This is a genomic window from Pseudochrobactrum albidum (genome assembly GCF_051851455.1).
Lineage (GTDB): Bacteria > Pseudomonadota > Alphaproteobacteria > Rhizobiales > Rhizobiaceae > Pseudochrobactrum.
In genome coordinates, this window is record NZ_JBPVTR010000021.1 from 161,713 (window position 1) to 179,620 (window position 17,908).

The window sequence follows — 17,908 nt, forward strand, 5'->3', positions numbered from 1 at the left end:
AGAATTTCATCATTCCTGCCCGTACAAGCCCGTTAGGACTTTGCGAGCGTAACAAGCAATGCTATAGGGACACAACTTCATGAAGGAGAGGTTTTTATGGCAAAGATCAAAGTTGCAAATCCCGTCGTTGAGCTTGACGGCGACGAGATGACCCGCATCATCTGGCAATTTATCAAAGACAAACTTATCCATCCCTATCTCGATATTGATCTGAAATATTATGATCTGTCGGTAGAAAACCGCGATGCGACCAATGATCAGGTGACCATTGATGCCGCTAATGCCATTAAAGAACATGGTGTTGGTGTAAAATGCGCAACCATCACCCCTGATGAAGCCCGCGTGGAAGAATTCAAGCTCAAGAAAATGTGGAAATCGCCAAACGGCACCATCCGCAACATTCTCGGCGGCGTGATTTTCCGCGAACCAATCATCTGCAAAAACGTGCCGCGTCTGGTGCCGGGCTGGACCCAGCCAATCATCGTTGGCCGTCATGCTTTCGGTGACCAGTATCGCGCAACCGATTTCAAATTCCCCGGCAAGGGTAAATTGTCGATCAAATTCGTTGGTGAAGACGGTGAAGTGATTGAACATGAAGTCTATGACGCACCATCCTCCGGTGTGGCCATGGCTATGTACAATCTTGACGAATCAATCCGTGAATTCGCCCGCGCCTCGTTCAATTATGGTTTGCAGCGCGGCTATCCGGTTTATCTGTCCACCAAGAACACCATCCTCAAGGCCTATGATGGCCGTTTCAAAGATATTTTCCAGGAAGTGTTCGACGCTGAATTTGCCGATCAGTTCAAGCAAGCCAAAATCTGGTATGAGCACCGCCTGATCGACGATATGGTGGCCTCTGCCCTCAAATGGTCTGGCGGTTATGTCTGGGCATGTAAGAACTATGACGGCGATGTGCAGTCGGATATCGTTGCACAGGGCTTTGGCTCGCTCGGCCTGATGACCTCGGTGCTGATGACACCGGATGGCAAGACTGTGGAAGCTGAAGCTGCTCACGGCACCGTTACCCGCCATTATCGCCAGCACCAGAAAGGTGAGGAAACCTCAACCAACTCGATCGCTTCGATCTTTGCATGGACACGCGGCCTCGCCCATCGCGCCAAGCTCGATAATAATGCCGAGCTGAAACGCTTTGCCGATACGCTGGAAAAAGTGTGCATCGACACTGTTGAATCAGGCTTCATGACCAAGGATCTGGCTTTGCTGATCGGTCCGGATCAGCCTTGGCTTTCCACCACTGGTTTCCTCGACAAGATCGATGAGAACCTGAAAAAAGCAATGGCCGCCTGAATATTCAAGGCTTATAAAATCCCCGTCTGATCTTCAGACGGGGATTTTTTTATCGCAAATAACAGATCGCAGATGCAGCAAGGCTACTTGCTTGTATAAACACGAATATTGAGTGTACAGACTATTTTGGCCAAAACGGAATAAACGCCAGACCGGAATGAACTGATGACAGACCAGCTCCATCCACACAGCCACGAAAATGCCCTTGCCATTGTGCTGTCGCTTGCCATGGTGCCGGCTTTAGGGCTTGGCTTTGCCCGTTTTGCCTATGCGCTGGTTTTGCCGGATATGCGTGCTGATCTGCATTGGTCTTATGCGGATGCCGGATGGATGAACACCAGCAACGGCATTGGCTATCTGTTTGGCGCCATGCTGGCAGCGCGGCTTTTGCGCATGATAAGCGCCTATAAGATGATGGTCATCAATATCTGTCTCATTGTCGTTTCACTGGCACTTTGTGCGATTTTCCGCAATATAATCCTGCTTAATCTGGCGCGTTTTCTGGCAGGTTTCAGCGCGGGGCTGGCTTTTGTTGCCGGCGGCTTGCTGACCACAGCACTTGCCCAGCGCCATCCGCAGCAAAGTTCTGTCATTCTCGGCATTTTCTATGCGGCAGGCCCTGGTATCGGCATTTTGCTATCCGGCCTGCTGCTGCCTTTTTTGATTGCTTGGCGCGGTGCAGGCTCGTGGCCTTTGGCCTGGGCAGCACTGGCCGCCTTGGCAACACCGCTTGCCCTGCTGCTATATGGTGCCCGCGGGCAAAATGTGCATATTCATAAACCTGCGCAAAAATCCGCCCTTTATCAGGTTAATTATCGCAAAATGAGCGGAATCCTTGCCGGCTATCTGTTTGTCGGCGCCGGTTATATTGCCTATATGACCTTTATGATTGCATGGGTGCAGAATTCCGGCGGCACAGCCTTGCTGCAATCGGCCTTCTGGTTTGTGATTGGCCTTGGCGCCATTTGCTCGCCATGGGTGTGCGCGGCTATTCAGAAACAACTGCTGCATGGCTATGCATTTGCGCTGTTATCGCTGATCACCATGATCGCCTCTCTTTTGCCGATCCTGTCTTCCGCTCCGATAATACTGATGATCTCTGCTGCCTGTTTTGGCTGTGCGTTTTTTGCGGTTGTTGCCTCAACCACGGTTTTTGTGCGCCGCAATTTTCCGCCACAGGGCTGGGCGGCAGCTATTGGCATGATGACGGTGATGTTTTCTGCCGGCCAGATTGCAGGCCCGGTGCTGATCGGCCTGATTAATGACCTTACCCATAATCTCTCCAGCGGCTTATGGGCATCTGCCGCCTTGTTATTGCTGGCGGTGATTTGTGCAGCCCTGCAACGGGATCTCCCCCGCAATCCGGCTATCATTTAATGCACTAATCTTCATGCAGGAATGTAATAGGTCACCGCCATATATTCCGGCGTTGTCGCCATTGGGGCAAGCTGCATTTTCATCATTTCTCCAATAAAAAAGGACGCCGGAGGCGCCCTTTAAAATTTTTTGCCTGATAATCAGGATCAGTTACCGGCTTTTGCCTTTTCCTGTTCTGCCTTCATCTTGGCTTCAAATTCTTTCTGACGCTTCTGAACAGCTTCCTGAAGTTCTTTCTGGCGCTGTTCAAGTTCATTCTGCTGCAAGCCCTTGCCATTCAGCGCATCGGAGAAACCGGTCAGCGCAACTGTGATCGGATTCGGCTTGTTCTGGAAATTCACAGAAGTAAGGGTCAGCTTGCCGCCCTTTTTCAGGCCATTGATCATTTCATCGGTCAATGGCGCCTCTGCAATGCAGCGATCTGGAAAGCAGATGCCATATTCAATCTTGGTGGTTTTGTTGGAATCAATCTGCATACCGATACCTGCCGGAATAAGACGGCCGGTTGGAACAGAAACCTGAAAAATTTTGCGGTTAATCTTGCCTTTGATCTCGATAAGATTGATCGCTGTTAAAAGCTGGCCGGAATCTGCCGTAACAATATTCTGTGTGTTGCAGATATCGTTATCTTCCTGCTTTGAGCAGACCTTGAACCATCCCTGCGGCGGCAGCTGTTGAGCTGTGGTCGGAAGGGTCGCGGTTGCAATAAGGGCAACAGCGCCGGCAAATGCGGATGCGGCAGCGAATGTCTTCGTGCTGGTCATGATCAACAGGTTCCTTTCAACACTCTGATCTCTAATCAATCTTGTGGCCGTGCCTGATCAGCGGTGTCAGGCAAAAGCGCCATAATTATCTTGCGGATCGTCTTCCTCTGCGGATCAGTGATAAACCGCATTCCGCACCATGACTGCGCATAAAATGCGGCAAGAGCATGATCCTGCTTTATTTGTGGTGTTACACTGCCTGAGATGCTTTATCCAGTGCAGTTTTGTTAACCATAGTTTTTTAACGTCATATTGCGCTATAAAACTCAGGAAAATCACAGCAGAATTACCGGACAATCAAACAGTTACAACCAATTACAAAACAATAATCCGGAAAAATCCGGCACATTTGCGCTAAAACAATGCGCCATTATCGGCTTATAGTGCGAATCAATTTTGCCGCAAACGAAAAATATCGCCCTGTCAGACTTTTGGTTTACCTATGCTCAAAAAGCCATCGCCCTTCCCGCTCATCATCAACCGGCGCCATGCACTTGCAATGCTGGGAACATCGGCGTTGATGGCAGCTGTGCCTGCATCTTTTATAGCTTCCGCAAAAGCACAGGCACAGGAAAAGACCGCCCCGCACGATCAGCCGGCTTATGCCCTCTCCATGCATGGCGATATTGCCCTGAAAGCAGATTTTACGCATTTTCCCTATGCCAATGCAGATGCGCCCAAGGGCGGCACTATTACCTATGGCGTGGTCGGTACTTTTGACAGTCTCAATCCATTTGTGCTGCAAAGCATGCGCACCACAGCGCGGGGCATGTTCAATGACGGGGATTTCGGCAATCTGGTCTATGAAACACTGATGCAGCGTTCTGCCGATGAGCCTTTCACATTATATGGTCTTCTGGCTGAAAGTGTTAAAACTGATGATGCGCGCAGCTTCATTGAATTCAGCCTGAATCCTGCAGCCAAATGGTCTGACGGGCTGCCGGTAACACCTGAAGATGTGATTTTCACCTATGATATTTTAACCCAAAAAGGCCGCCCGCCCTATAATGCCCGCATGAGCCGTATTGCAAAAATAGAAAAAACCGGAGAACGCGGCATTCGTTTTACCTTCAATGATAAGGCTGACAGGGAATTTCCGCTTTTGCTGGCAGCCACCATGCCGGTTCTGCCCCGACATGCCGTTGATCGGGAAAGTTTTGGCAAGGCTTCACTCAGGCCGCCGGTGGCAAGCGGGCCCTATCTGGTAGAAAATGTCAAACCGGGCGAGCGCATCACCTATCGGCGCAACCCTGATTATTGGGGTAAAAACCTGCCAAGCCGGCGGGGTTTTAGCAATTTCGACACTGTTATTATTGAATATTTTCGCAATGAAACTGCCTATTTTGAGGCTTTTAAAAAAGGCATCGTTGATGTTTATGTGGATGGTTCGCCCAATCACTGGAACAAGGCCTATGATTTTCCGGCGCACTCGCAGGGAAAAGTCATTAAAGAGACCTTCACCAAAGGCACGCCGGCCAATATGCTTGGTTTTGTTTTCAATACAAGGCGCGAGAAATTTGCCAATGTTAAAGTGCGCCGTGCCCTCTCGGAATTATTTGATTTTGAATGGGCAAACCGCTCGCTGTTTTCTGATCAGTATGAGCGTATAACCAGCTTCTGGCAGGGCTCGGTTCTGTCATCGGCCGGCCGGCCGGCAAGTGAGGGCGAAAAACAGCTCCTTGCAGCCTATCAGGACAGGCTGTTGCCGGAAGTGATGGACGGCACTTGGCAACCCGCCACAACCGATGGCAGCGGCCATGATCGCAGGCCTGCCAAAAAAGCCTATAATTTGCTAGTTGAAGCAGGGTTTCAGTTTGAAAACGGTGTGGCGCTCACACCGGAAGGCACGCGTCTGAGCTTTGAAATTATGACCCGTTCGGTTGATGAGGAAAAGCTTGCCTTGGCCTATAAGCGCAATCTTGCGCGCCTTGGCATTATTGCCGAAATTCGCAGCGCCGATGATGCGCAATATCAGCAGCGGCTGCAAAACTTTGATTATGATATGATTATTGGCGCCCTTTCTGCCTCACTCTCCCCCGGCAATGAGCAATGGATGCGCTGGGGCTCAGCCTCACGTGATGCACAGGGCAGTTTCAACTATCCAGGCGCACAGGACCAGGCTCTCGATGCTATGATTGAGGCAATGCTGGCGGCAAGGGATCGTGCAAACTTTACCGATGCGGTGCGGGCTTTTGACAGGCTTTTGATCTCCGGCAGTTATTATCTGCCGCTATATTATTTGCCCAAACAACAGGTTGCGCGGTGGTCACATATAAAAATTCCGCAAACAACCTCGCTTTATGGCTATCAGTTCCCTACATGGTGGGCTGAGACCACCCCTAACAACAAAGGATGACCGGTAAATTCATGACAAATAAACAAATCACAATCGATGTCATTTCCGATGTCGTCTGCCCGTGGTGTTTTCTTGGCCGTCAACGCCTGAAAGCAGCAATCAAAATGCTTCCTGATCTGAATATTGAGGTGCGCTGGCGTCCCTTTCAGCTTGATCCGGCCATTCCCCAACAAGGCAAAGAGCGCAAACGCTATCTGATTGAAAAATTTGGCTCGCAAAGCCGGATTAATGAAATGCACGATCAGTTGACAAACCTTGGCAAGGAAGAAGGCATTGAGTTTGACTTTGAAGCGATTGAAGTATCACCCAATACGCTGGACGCACACCGCCTGATCCGCTGGGCGGGGGAAGTGAGTGCAGAGATGCAGGATCGTGTTGTTGGTGAATTATTCTCCCTTTATTTTGAGCAAGGCGAAAATATCGGCAATCATGAAATTCTGACCGAGGCGGCAGAAGATGCCGGCATGGAATATACTATTGTGCAAACCCTGCTGGAAGAAGATACGGACAAAGACAATGTGCGCGGGGAAATTGCCATTGCCGGCCAAATGGGCGTAACCGGTGTGCCTTGCTTCATTCTTGATCAAAAATATGCGGTTATGGGCGCACAAACCCCGCAGGCTCTGGCCGATGCAATCCGCCAGATTGCGCAAGGCTATGAACCGGGCCTGAGCGAAGACCGGTAATTAGCCAACAAAAACGCCCTGTATTGCAGGGCGTTTTCATTTATCGGTATTTTCAGAATTCAGAAACGACGAAGACTAATATCACGCGGACACGAAACGCCAAAAATCATATTCTGAATATTCCATACAAATATTAAAATATATTTTGCAACACAAGATTATGTAACTATCTTGCATTACTCGTCATTTGCAAAAACGGGAAGACCGCAAAACACTTTAGTATCAACCAATCTGGCTTTCTACTAGTAATTGCGGCATTTTTAACATCGCGCTTGCGACAAGTCTCAGATGCCTGACTACCCGCATCTTCCCTCATTATCCTGATAATTTATTTCGCCAAAAAACAATTTAAATTTCTTTGCGGGATTAAAGAGAATTCCATAACGGATCATCTCTATGGCACAGGCTATGTGCAGCATACATTCTTATATTTATATACTATATAACTAAATTAGAAAATAAGAATCATATAGCAATTATTTGCCAGCTTATCCCAGGAGTAGACATGGTTGACATGATTGTAACATTTGAACCAATTCGTTCCAGTGGTGGCGGATTATCCACTTATATCAGAAACCTAATCCGTGCACATAACGCTGTTGGAAAACGAGCCACTGTTCTTGCAATCAATCATGACTTAAAAAATGAGCGTAAATATATTGACGGGGTCGTCAATATTATTGAATGGAACCCGTCATACGATACTATATTTAAATGGATGGGATATTGGCCATCAATTAGCTACGCAATTTCAAACAAAATAAAATCCTTAATGGAAAGCGGATATAGTGCTGACTGGATAGAATTTCCGGATGGTTTTGGTATTGGATATTTTACTATTCAAAGAAAACTGACGCTTGAAAAAAATTTTAAAGATCTAAAAATCTTAGTAACAAGTCACTGCCCTGTCTCATATATCGAAGAGTTGGAAGGTAAAAATCTTTTCCAAATTCAAAAATACTTTATAAAAGAAATGGAAAAATTTTGCTTACTCGGAGCTGACGCAATTATATCACCCAGTCAATTTCATGCTGATTTTTTAATAAAAAATTGGGGAATAGATTACGGAAAGATTACCGTTATTCACAATTTATACGAGCCACTATCCGATCTGCCACCAAACGAAAAGGTATCACTTCAGGGATATGCGACCGTTTCAAGGGTATCACCTCAAAAAGGAATACCGCAACTAATCGCGGTATTTGATAATTATTGGCAAAACGGAGGACAGTCACCACTACATATATTTGGCGCGGATGTAACAATTAATAACGGCCAATCGAATATTGAGTTTTTAAAAACAAAGTATCAAAAATGGATTATTAATGAAAAACTGATTTTTAGGGGTAACATTGACCATGCAAGTCTTCGAAAAGAATTGCGCCAGATAAAAGCACTTTTTCATCCTTCGAAATACGAGACCTTTGCCTATTCTGTCATTGAACATATGGCAGACAACGGGCTTGTCGCCGCCTCTCAGAACGGCGGACACGCAGAAATATTGGAGCATGAGGTAACAGGCTTCATATTTGATGCCGAAAACCCAATAGAAACTGAACAAATTATACATCGCATTGATGATCTTTCAATCAAGCAAGTCAAGCATATGGGCAGGTTAGCAGCTGAAAAAGTCAAAAATATTTGCAATTACCAAATCTATATGACTAAAAGAGAAAAAGTACTTTCTTTACCCCCCAAACACCCTAAAATATTCCCGTTTGTGACCGGAGAACAAAGAGTATTCGAAAATTCATATACGAATATTAAAGACCCTATATTAAGTGTCGTTATACCACATTATAACCTTGGGGATCTTGTCAAAGAAACAGTCAGATCTGTCATCATTTCTACTCTAACCAATATAGAAATAATTATTGTTGATGACGGTTCTACTGATGAAAAAAGCAAAAAAATTATAGAAGAACTTCCATCACTTGATCAACGAATAAAGCTGATCAAAAAGAAAAATTCAGGTGTTGCTGATACAAGAAATATAGGTGTTGCTGCTGCACGAGCAAAATATATCGCTCTACTTGATGCTGATGACACAATTGAACCAACTTATTACGAGCGAGCAGTCAGCATCCTTGAACATTACAACAATGTTGGATTTGTCGGATGCTGGAATAATGATTTTGACGATACAGGTACCTTAAAAATCTGGACGACGTTTAACCCTGAGATGCCAAGACAATTAATTTTCAACTCAACCAATTGCGCCGGAATAATTGTTCGGAAAGAGGCATATCTAGCGCATGCGCAACATGACCCTGAGCTGGGCATGTTTCTTGATGACTGGGATAGTACAATTGGCCTTGTTTGCGCAGGTATACGCGGCGTCATGATACCACATGCTTTATTTAATTATCGCGTTCGGCCAGGCTCTCTTTTTCAGGATAAAGCTCACTTGTGGGAAAAAAACTATAACTTCATAATTAATAAACATCACAAAACATTTGAGAAATACAGTCGGGAAATTATCGCCTTTCTTAACGCAAATGGCTCCAATAAAATGTACAGCAATCCGACATTTCCCTCTGCCTCTGAACAGCCGCATATAGCCCCGCCTATCGGCTTTGGAGGCCGCCTTGATAAGATGACACGCGGATATTATCAATTTGTCTTGCATCACCCTTTCGGCAAAAAGCTGCGCAAACACGGCAATTTTATTATAAACTTTACAGCTCAAACACTATTTATGATAGCAAAATTTGGAAAAAGAATACTCCAATAAATACTATTAAGTTACACACTTGAAAGTAAGACAAAAATAATTACAATAATAAAATAAGCATAACTTTTTTCTTATTTAAATATCGGGAGTTGATAGATAATTTTAAAGATATCTATCGACCCTCGATAACTTAAATTTATTTTACTCTGAAATCCTTTTACAATCTGCAATGTTTTTATTTTTAGCATAGAAAAAAATTGCAATTATAATTTTAACAAAAAAAGAAGTTAAACGATGCAAGCACAAACTGCAGAATTAATTGCCAACTCTCATAAATTTGCCCTTCAAATCTCTAATTTGATTGTCAGCTATGCTATATCAACCATCGGTGCAATTATCATTTTATGTATTGGCTGGCTCATTGCCGGTATTGCATATAGATGGACGCGCCGCTCCCTTACCAGTTTTAAACGCTTCGATAAAACACTTATCGGCTTTTTAAGCGCAGCTGTGCGTTATGCTATCCTGATCATTGTACTCGTCATGGTGCTTGGTCAATTCGGCATTCAAACCGCCTCCATACTGGCCGCACTTGGTGCTATTGGTCTGGCAATCGGTCTGGCCCTGCAGGGTACACTGCAAAATATTGCAGCAGGTATTATGTTACTGCTGTTACGACCATTTAAGGTTGGCGAATTTATCACCGCCGGCAGCATAACCGGCACAATTGAAGAGATTGGCCTCTTCGCCACAGAAATGAAAACCTATGATGGTCTCTATATTATGGCACCCAATTCCTCTCTCTGGAATACGCCTGTTATAAATTTCAGCCGCCTTAAAATGCGCATGCATGATTTTAAAATCGGTATTGGTTATGAAGACAATATTCAGGAGGCAATGCGCATTCTGAAAACTATTGTAACCGAACAAAAAGAAGTGCTAAGCGAGCCGGAACCGGTCTTATTTGTAGCAGAACTGGCAGAAAGTGCCGTTATCATCTGCTGCCGCTACTGGATCGGAATTGATGATTACTGGTCTGTGGTTCGCCATACAACCGCACAGGCCAAAACAGCCTTTGATAAAGCTGGTATTAATATTCCTTACCCGCAGGTTACAACACATATTAATAAAACAGATAAAATCTGATTTTTAAAATATCGCTTCAAGCCGGCAACCCTCCTGCCGGCTCCGTTTTCAATCAAAAATCCGGCCAAATACCTGACATAATCATATCAAGACCAGTCATACACATTATTCTGCAGTCTCGATGCAGGAATTTCGTGCAACACGTGAAAAACATTATAAAACACATATTGCAATTTGGTTCGGCACGCGCTGCCGCCGGCAAGTCCCTCTTTTGCCGGAGGCCGTGTATGCCTTGTTGAATCAGACTGAGCAAAATGACAATGCGATGAGCTAAATATTCCGAAAGAATGCTTTAATCCGCAGAAGGATCTGACTGTTCTGAGGCCGCATCGCATAATATGAGAAATTGAGGAATAAAATGTCTGTCTCCACACCTGTCATTGCGCTTCATGGCGGCGCCGGCACAATCCTTAAATCCAATATGACCCCTGAGCGGGAAGCGGAATATCATGCCGGTTTACGCGCCTGCCTTGAAGCCGGGCTTAAAATCCTGCGTCAAGGCGGTAATGCAATTGAAGCCGTAACGGCTTCCGTAATGGCTCTGGAAGATAATCCGCTATTTAACGCAGGCCGTGGCGCAGTATTCACCACAGATGCAACCCATGAGATGGATGCCGCTGTCATGGATGGTGCAACGCGTAGATGTGGTGCAATTTCAGGCATTTGCGGGCCTCGTCACCCCATTCTTGCTGCACGGGCGGTTATGGAAAAGACAGAGCATGTTTTTCTTGCCGGCGATGGCGCCCGCCGCTTTTGTGAAAATGCGGATCTGGAAATAATGCCGCCGGAATGGTTTTCCACCGATGCGCGTCTTAATGCCTTGAAAGCTGAAATGGAGCGCCGCCGCCTTGGCCTTGCCGATGATGGTGATCCGGCACGCAAACACGGCACGGTCGGTGCTGTTGCACTGGACTGCCACGGCCATATTGCAGCCGCCACCTCCACAGGCGGCATGACCGCCAAAACACCCGGCCGCGTTGGTGACAGCCCTGTTATTGGTGCCGGCACATGGGCCGATGACAAAACAGCAGCAATTTCCGCCACCGGCCATGGTGAATATTTTATCCGCTGGGCGGTTGGTCATGAAATTGATGCCCGTATGCGCTGGGCAGGCCAAAGCCTTGAGCAGGCAGCGGGCGATGTGGTGCGTGAACTTGGTGAAATTGGCGGCTCCGGCGGATTGGTCGCAATTGATGCGAAAGGCAATATTCAACTGCCGTTTAACAGCCCGGGCATGTATCGTGCATGGTGCGGCGCCGATGGCATTATTCATACCGGTATTTACGGTGACGATACAGAATAAAGATTAGACATGGAAAGCGGCCGCGAAAGAAAAATATCATGCGGCCGCTTCTGCAACTCAGGCATAAATATCAGACAGAAACCGGCCATTCAGCTTTTTTGCAAGATTTTATATTTTCTAAAACCATATTTAAAACAGATATATCTAAAATAAATATCCGCATTTTCCGCCCGCGATTATAATAATAATTTAAAAAACTGTTGGATATTTCATATTGTTTCTTTAGGCTCCCCTTATCTGACTAAAAAATAATTTAACAAGTCAGATCAGGCGCAATCCGAAAAAAAGCAATTCTCCGGATATAAGGCGCTTCACACAAAGACAAAGCATTTTCAATCACGCAAATGCAATTGAAAATGTCATGATGGGGAAATTTGAAATGAAACTGACAATATCGTCCGGTCATTCAAGACACACAAATCTGCCAAAACGCACATGCCTGCCTGTGGCGCTGGCTTTCAGCACTGCTTTATCCTGTGCATGGTTTCTGCCTGCAGCCCATGCGGCAACACCCGATGACACATTGGTTATTGCCATGACAATTGATGATGTCATTTCACTTGATCCGGCAGAGTCTTTTGAAATTACCACATCAGAAATGCTGGGAAACAGTTATGGCCGTCTTGTGCGCACCGATTATACAGACCCATCCAAACTGGTGCCGGATATTGCCGAAAGCTGGGATGTCGGTGAAGATGGAAAAACCTTTACCTTCAAAATTCGCAAAGGGCAGAAATTTGCTTCCGGCAATCCGGTGACAGCGCATGATGCCGCTTATTCCCTGCAACGTGCAGTTAAACTTGACCAGAGTCCGGTTTTTATTCTCAGTCAGTTTGGCCTGACAAAAGAAAATGTTGATGAGAAAATCTATGCCAAAGATGATGATACGCTGATCTTCACATCGGAAAAAGCTTTTGCCCCATCCTTTGTTTATAATTGCCTGTCTGCAACAGTCGGCTCCATTGTTGACAGTAAACTGTTGAAAGAACATGCAAAACCGGTAACCCCAACTGACGGCTCCGCAATTGATAATGATTTTGGCCATGCATGGCTGAAACGCAATTATGCCGGCTCCGGCGCCTATATCATCCGCGATTGGCGCCCCAATGAAATTATAATGATGGAGCGCAATGAAAATTATGATGGTGAAAAGCCGCCTCTCAAGCGCGTCATCTACCGTCATGTCAAGGAAAGCGCATCACAGCGTATTATGCTTGACGCCGGTGATATTGATGTGGCGCGCAATCTTGAGCCCGGTGATCTGGAAGCAATTACCGCCGACAAACGCTTCCATATTGCCAGCGCACCCAAGGGTATTATCTATTATTTCAGCCTCAATCAAAAACACGATATCCTGTCCAGACCGGAAGTGCGGCAGGCTGTTAAATATCTGGTAGATTATGATGCAATCCAGTCCACCCTGATTAAAGGTATCGGCACCATTCATCAAAATTTTCTGCCTGCCGGCATGCTTGGCGCATCAACAGAAAAGCCATTTCAGCTGAATGTGGAAAAAGCCAGAGAACTGCTTGAAAAAGCGGGGCTGAAAGATGGTTTTTCCATCACCATGGATGTGCGTAATACCCAGCCTGTAACCGGCATTGCGGAATCCATCCAGCAAACCTTTGCCAAGGCTGGTATCAAGCTGGAAATTATCCCCGGAGACGGCAAACAAACACTAACCAAATATCGTGCCCGCAAACATGATATTTATATCGGCCAATGGGGAATTGATTACTGGGATCCCCATACCAATGCCGATACTTTTGTGACCAATCTTGATAATGCTGATGATGCTGTTTCCAAAACCAGTGCATGGCGCAATTCATGGGTTATCCCTGAACTCACGCAACAAACACTGGCCGCAGTTATGGAAAAGGATACAGATAAACGGGCCCAGCAATATCTCGATATTCAAAAAGAATTCCGCGATACCAGCCCGTTCACCATGATCTATCAATTTACAGAAGTGGCAGTGGTCTCCAACAAGGTCAAAGATTTTATCATTTCACCTGATGCCAATTATGTATTGAAAGCACATAAGGAATAACAAATAAATGCCCCGTATTCTCTGCTCATACGGGGCATTTTCCGATCGTTGAGATTACAGCACGCAGTTCTGTTTACTGGTCATCGCACCACCAGAATTGCCGTTTTTGTGTGGGTCAGCACTTCGCTGGTCTGGCTGCCAAGCAGCAAACGCCCGATACCACGGCGGCCATGGGATGCCATCACAATAAGATCCACATCACTTTTCTCGGCAAATTCCACTATTGCTTCAGCAGGCCAGCGCTCCTCAATATATTTCACATCAGCCTTCACGCCCAGATCCTGCGCATAAAGACGCGCTTTTTCCAAAACCGCCTCTGCCTGATTTTTTTGATTTTCATTATAGATTTCAATATCTTTCGGGCTGGCAATCCAGCCGGCGCTGCTTGCGGTTGCCATCATCGGAAACGGCTCACTCACCGTAACAAGCGTTACCTTGCTGCCAAGCTTACCCGCCAGCTTCACCCCCTGCTCCAGCCCTTTTTCAGCCAGTTCAGATCCGTCTGTTGCGATGAGAATATGCTTATACATCACACGCTTCCTGTTCCGGTTTCCATCCTGCATATGGCGCTGTTAAAATGCCTAGGCAGAATTTTTACTTTTTTAATATTATCACCGATCATGATATTTTTAAAACAGAAGCCTGAAACTATGAAATATTTTTTCGCAAAATATTTCTAAAAAAACAGACCCGTTTTTTTCACATAGCAGTTGAGTTCTCACGGCAATATCTGTGCATTTTTCTGGCTGCTGAATAAGACAGACGGCTCAATACGCCCCGCCCCGTGATAAGGGCTGGCATGAATGGCCAAAATCCACATACTTGTCACCGCTGTCACCGTATAGATCCCCAAAGCCTTGCGCCCGGCTTTTGGCCTGTCTGCATGAACGGCAGCAATCACCACAAGCGATAATAATGTGAGAAAAAGCACCAGATACCATTTAAAAAAGCTGACCGAGCTTGCCCCCACAGCAAGGCGGGTATTGCGCGCATCCTGCATCTCGTCAAAATCCTGTACCATCTTGGCCATCAGTGCCGGAGAAATATCCGTGGCAGCAAGATCAATCAGCGCAATGCGAATATTTTGCAGCGCTTCCTCAACCGGCTTTTCGGGGCGCACATTGCCGCTTTTCAGCCATTCCTCCTTCACCACCGCTATACGATAAGCAGTCAATGCCTCAAGCAGGGTCACCTCATTTAAAGCATCTGGCACAGCCATGCCTACCAGACGAATGATTGAAGACCGCTCATCACTGGCCGCCTGATCTGCCCGGCTATTGGCCGACCAGATATCCGCCGCCACAAATCCCAGTGCCAGCGCCCAAGCTGTGGCAACAGTGCCAACAAAGGCTGCAACAGGCAGGGTAAGAATATCCTGCGAGGCTTGTTTGGCAAAAACACGCAAAAACAACAGGCTTACACAGTAAAAAAATATTCCGCATATCAAAAAAAGAAAAAACAGAATAACAGGCGACATACTGAATAATGAATGCATATTCCCCCCAAAAATAATGATAAGCTCTGCGCTGAGAGCACATGCTGAAAAACATCTGTTAATACAGCTATTGTGTAAAAAAATTAATGTAAATATATAAATTTATGAAAATATTTATCTGGAAAACAGTAAATATATTCAACCAGCATAGCCGGCTTTGCGGCGCAGATATTCCCGCGGGGAACTGCCAAGCATACGCTTGAACATAGTGGTAAAAGCCGCCGCACTTTCATAGCCTGTATCAAAAGCGACTGTAGTTATTGCCTCTCCGGCGGCCAATTTTGGCAAAGACGCAAAAATACAGGCCTGCTGACGCCATGTTACAAAGCTGACGCCGGTCTGCCCCCTGAAAAGACGCGTAAATGAACGCCGGCTGATGCCAAGTTTTGCCGCCCAGCTATCAATATCTGCCGCCGGATCAGGCGCTGCCAAAAATGCCCTGCACAAAGCAGCAAGAGCCGGTTTTTGAGGAAAAGGCAAACCAAGATCCCGCACTGGCAGACGCCTTATCTCATGAACAAGCAATGCAAACAGTAACCGGCTGCGTTCATCTTCAGCATCGGGCTTCTCCATCCGCACCACTTCATCAAACAGGCTGCGGGTCAGCTCATTCACAGCCAGAACCTGCGGAAAACCACCAGACTCATGATTTCTCACATAGACAGATTGCATTTCAACCACAGAAAATGTCTCCACCTTGTGTTCTATGCCCTGCGGAATAAGCAGGGCATGTTCCGGCGGGATCATCCAGCGTCCGTTTTCCGTACTCACCAAAACCACACCCGAGCGCGCATAAAGAAACTGCGTTCGCGAGTGGCTGTGCCGCGGAATATGCAATCCGGCAGGATAATTTCTGGCAAGCGCCACCACCGGCTCGGGGCTTTGTTCAAGCAGGTGATAAGCCTCGGCGATGTGAATATTCTTCTGCGTCATGATTTTACCCTGCATTTTGGCCTGATCAAACAAGTTTAAGTCCTTAGCGCAAAAGCAGGCCAGCGCAAAGCAGATTACATCATGTTTATGCCTGTCGGGAAAACAAGTCGGCAACATATCTGCAACTATATGCAATAAATGAAAAACCGCCCTTATCCCGATTACAATATCAGATCTGCATCTTCCGGTTATAGAGACAACTGTGCATTCTGCTATAAGGCTTTAAATTATCCGGAGCACTGTAATGACAACCGTGACCAGCCAGTCACCCAAAATAGCCGAAACAACTGCCGTTTCACTGATCGTGGCAGTCAGTTTCTGCCATATGTTCAATGATATTATGCAATCGCTGCTCTCGGCGATCTATCCGTTGATCAAAGCCAATTATAATCTGGATTTTCGCCAGATCGGTTTGCTTACCATGACTTTCCAGATCACGGCATCGCTTCTGCAGCCCCTGATTGGCATCATCACGGATCGCTGGTCAATGCCCTATTCGCTGCCGCTTTCCAGTGTCAGCACTTTTACCGGCTTGCTGCTTCTTGCCCATGCAGACAGCTATACAATGTTGCTGATCGGCTCCAGCCTGATCGGCCTTGGCTCGGCTATTTTCCATCCGGAAGCCTCACGTGTTGCCCGCACAGCCTCCGGCGGGCGCCATGGCTTTGCCCAGTCCCTGTTTCAGGTTGGCGGAAATTTCGGCTCGGCACTCGGCCCCTTGCTTGCCGCTTTCATAATTTTGCCTAATGGCCAATCCAGCGTGGCGTGGCTGGCAGTTATCGCGGTTTTTGGCTTTATCACCCTCACCCGCGTCAGCCGCTGGTATGCGCAAAAACAGCGTCAAAACAAAAATAGGGCACCAGCCGATCGCACATTGCCGCTGCCGCAAGGGCGGGTGATTTTCGCCATTTCCATTCTGGTTCTGCTCACAGCAACCAAAAATGTCTATATGGCAAGTCTTTCCAGCTATTATACTTTTTTCGTTATCGAGAAGTTTCAGGTAACTGTGCAAAATGCCCAGTTGATGCTGTTCCTGTTTCTCGGCTCATCAGCCGCCGGTGTTTTCCTTGGCGGGCCGGTTGGTGACCGCATGGGCGCACGCTTTGTTATCTGGTTTTCAATTCTCGGCGTTATTCCCTTTGCACTGATGATGCCTTATGCCAATCTGTTCTGGACCTGTGTTCTTACTGTTATAATCGGCCTTATCTTTTCCTCAGCTTTTTCAGCCATTGTGGTATTTGCACAGGAATTGGTGCCCGGGCGCGTTGGCATGATTGCCGGCATGTTTTTCGGCTTCGCTTTTGGTGCCGGCGGCATTGGGGCGGCTCTGCTCGGCGATTATGCAGATATCCACGGCATTGAATATGTCTACTGGCTGTGCTCCTTCCTGCCGCTGCTTGGCATATTGACAATACTGTTGCCGCGCCTGCCTCAAAAAATCTGAATATCACCAAACGGGGAAGCACTCAGGCTTCCCCGTTTTAATAAAACATATTCTTCTAAAATACACCTTAGCCCAAAAGTATACCGCCATAATTTTTTTACTTTTCAGGCTCACATTATTATTACTATACTCTCAAAATAAAACCTTTGTTAGAAAAATTTCATGTATATATAATATATATAACTGGCGGGGAGCCATCAGGGAGCTTATTGCCCTATGCCGGAGAAATTTTTCATACAGGCATTTACAGGCTAAAATTGTGAAACGGTTTTATCTCAAAATAATGCAACAAAACAAATACTTAGAGTGTTCCAACATCTTTGTTTCAACCAGGTTCACTCAGGCAGATCATGTTTTGTTACAATGTCT

13 protein-coding genes are annotated in these 17,908 nt (G+C 46.4%); 9 read left to right on the forward strand and 4 right to left on the reverse strand.

Annotated elements, in window-relative coordinates:
- Positions 1-96: 96 nt before the first annotated feature.
- Positions 97-1,311: an NADP-dependent isocitrate dehydrogenase gene (locus tag ACSTTO_RS06535; RefSeq protein WP_439272351.1), complete on the forward strand. Its 1,215-nt coding sequence runs from the start codon at positions 97-99 to the stop codon at positions 1,309-1,311.
- Positions 1,312-1,476: 165 nt separating this feature from the next.
- Positions 1,477-2,688 (forward strand): YbfB/YjiJ family MFS transporter, encoded by a 1,212-nt coding sequence (locus tag ACSTTO_RS06540; protein WP_439272352.1) that lies wholly within the window; start codon positions 1,477-1,479, stop codon positions 2,686-2,688.
- Positions 2,689-2,834: 146 nt separating this feature from the next.
- Here ACSTTO_RS06540 and ACSTTO_RS06545 read toward each other — a convergent pair whose 3' ends face one another.
- Entirely contained in the window at positions 2,835-3,452 is a 618-nt protein-coding gene (locus tag ACSTTO_RS06545; protein WP_439272353.1) for an invasion associated locus B family protein, read from the reverse strand.
- A 520-nt stretch (positions 3,453-3,972) separates the two neighbouring features.
- Here ACSTTO_RS06545 and ACSTTO_RS06550 point away from each other — a divergent pair.
- The 6 genes from ACSTTO_RS06550 (at position 3,973) to ACSTTO_RS06575 (ending at position 13,667) form a co-directional block, all read left to right on the forward strand.
- Complete coding sequence (locus ACSTTO_RS06550; protein WP_439272496.1) at positions 3,973-5,808, forward strand: extracellular solute-binding protein; 1,836 nt, start codon at positions 3,973-3,975, stop codon at positions 5,806-5,808.
- Between the two features lie 11 nt (positions 5,809-5,819).
- Positions 5,820-6,494: a DsbA family oxidoreductase gene (locus ACSTTO_RS06555; protein ID WP_439272354.1), complete on the forward strand. Its 675-nt coding sequence runs from the start codon at positions 5,820-5,822 to the stop codon at positions 6,492-6,494.
- A 505-nt stretch (positions 6,495-6,999) separates the two neighbouring features.
- Complete coding sequence (locus ACSTTO_RS06560) at positions 7,000-9,228, forward strand: glycosyltransferase (protein WP_439272355.1); 2,229 nt, start codon at positions 7,000-7,002, stop codon at positions 9,226-9,228.
- A 234-nt stretch (positions 9,229-9,462) separates the two neighbouring features.
- Complete coding sequence (locus ACSTTO_RS06565; protein WP_439272356.1) at positions 9,463-10,314, forward strand: mechanosensitive ion channel family protein; 852 nt, start codon at positions 9,463-9,465, stop codon at positions 10,312-10,314.
- Between the two features lie 358 nt (positions 10,315-10,672).
- Positions 10,673-11,617 carry an isoaspartyl peptidase/L-asparaginase family protein gene (locus tag ACSTTO_RS06570; RefSeq protein WP_439272357.1) on the forward strand — a complete coding sequence of 315 codons (945 nt, stop codon included), beginning with the start codon at positions 10,673-10,675 and terminating at the stop codon, positions 11,615-11,617.
- Between the two features lie 379 nt (positions 11,618-11,996).
- On the forward strand, positions 11,997-13,667 hold the full coding sequence (locus tag ACSTTO_RS06575; protein ID WP_439272358.1) for an ABC transporter substrate-binding protein: 1,671 nt from the start codon (positions 11,997-11,999) through the stop codon (positions 13,665-13,667).
- Between the two features lie 80 nt (positions 13,668-13,747).
- Here ACSTTO_RS06575 and ACSTTO_RS06580 read toward each other — a convergent pair whose 3' ends face one another.
- From ACSTTO_RS06580 to ACSTTO_RS06590, 3 genes are all read right to left on the reverse strand, one after another.
- Positions 13,748-14,197, reverse strand: coding sequence for a universal stress protein (locus tag ACSTTO_RS06580; RefSeq protein WP_439272359.1), 450 nt, complete (start codon positions 14,195-14,197; stop codon positions 13,748-13,750).
- 188 nt (positions 14,198-14,385) lie between these two features.
- The gene (locus ACSTTO_RS06585) at positions 14,386-15,078 is read right to left on the reverse strand and encodes a bestrophin-like domain (RefSeq protein WP_439272360.1); all 693 of its coding nucleotides are present in this window, start codon (positions 15,076-15,078) and stop codon (positions 14,386-14,388) included.
- Positions 15,079-15,300: 222 nt separating this feature from the next.
- The gene (locus tag ACSTTO_RS06590) at positions 15,301-16,095 is read right to left on the reverse strand and encodes an AraC family transcriptional regulator (protein WP_439272361.1); all 795 of its coding nucleotides are present in this window, start codon (positions 16,093-16,095) and stop codon (positions 15,301-15,303) included.
- Positions 16,096-16,339: 244 nt separating this feature from the next.
- Here ACSTTO_RS06590 and ACSTTO_RS06595 point away from each other — a divergent pair, with 244 nt between their 5' ends.
- Entirely contained in the window at positions 16,340-17,539 is a 1,200-nt protein-coding gene (locus ACSTTO_RS06595) for an MFS transporter (protein WP_439272362.1), read from the forward strand.
- The last annotated feature ends 369 nt before the right edge of the window (positions 17,540-17,908 follow it).

Excerpts from the sequence above, each read along its gene's own strand:
- ACSTTO_RS06595 (WP_439272362.1), top strand. The coding sequence starts at position 16,340 with ATGACAACCGTGACCAGCCAGTCACCCAAAATAGCCGAAACAACTGCC.
- ACSTTO_RS06550 (WP_439272496.1), top strand. The coding sequence starts at position 3,973 with ATGGCAGCTGTGCCTGCATCTTTTATAGCTTCCGCAAAAGCACAGGCA.
- ACSTTO_RS06545 (WP_439272353.1), bottom strand. The coding sequence starts at position 3,452 with ATGACCAGCACGAAGACATTCGCTGCCGCATCCGCATTTGCCGGCGCT.
- ACSTTO_RS06590 (WP_439272361.1), bottom strand. The coding sequence starts at position 16,095 with ATGACGCAGAAGAATATTCACATCGCCGAGGCTTATCACCTGCTTGAA.
- ACSTTO_RS06535 (WP_439272351.1), top strand. The coding sequence starts at position 97 with ATGGCAAAGATCAAAGTTGCAAATCCCGTCGTTGAGCTTGACGGCGAC.
- ACSTTO_RS06580 (WP_439272359.1), bottom strand. The coding sequence starts at position 14,197 with ATGTATAAGCATATTCTCATCGCAACAGACGGATCTGAACTGGCTGAA.
- ACSTTO_RS06575 (WP_439272358.1), top strand. The coding sequence starts at position 11,997 with ATGAAACTGACAATATCGTCCGGTCATTCAAGACACACAAATCTGCCA.
- ACSTTO_RS06540 (WP_439272352.1), top strand. The coding sequence starts at position 1,477 with ATGACAGACCAGCTCCATCCACACAGCCACGAAAATGCCCTTGCCATT.
- ACSTTO_RS06570 (WP_439272357.1), top strand. The coding sequence starts at position 10,673 with ATGTCTGTCTCCACACCTGTCATTGCGCTTCATGGCGGCGCCGGCACA.
- ACSTTO_RS06565 (WP_439272356.1), top strand. The coding sequence starts at position 9,463 with ATGCAAGCACAAACTGCAGAATTAATTGCCAACTCTCATAAATTTGCC.
- ACSTTO_RS06555 (WP_439272354.1), top strand. The coding sequence starts at position 5,820 with ATGACAAATAAACAAATCACAATCGATGTCATTTCCGATGTCGTCTGC.
- ACSTTO_RS06560 (WP_439272355.1), top strand. The coding sequence starts at position 7,000 with ATGGTTGACATGATTGTAACATTTGAACCAATTCGTTCCAGTGGTGGC.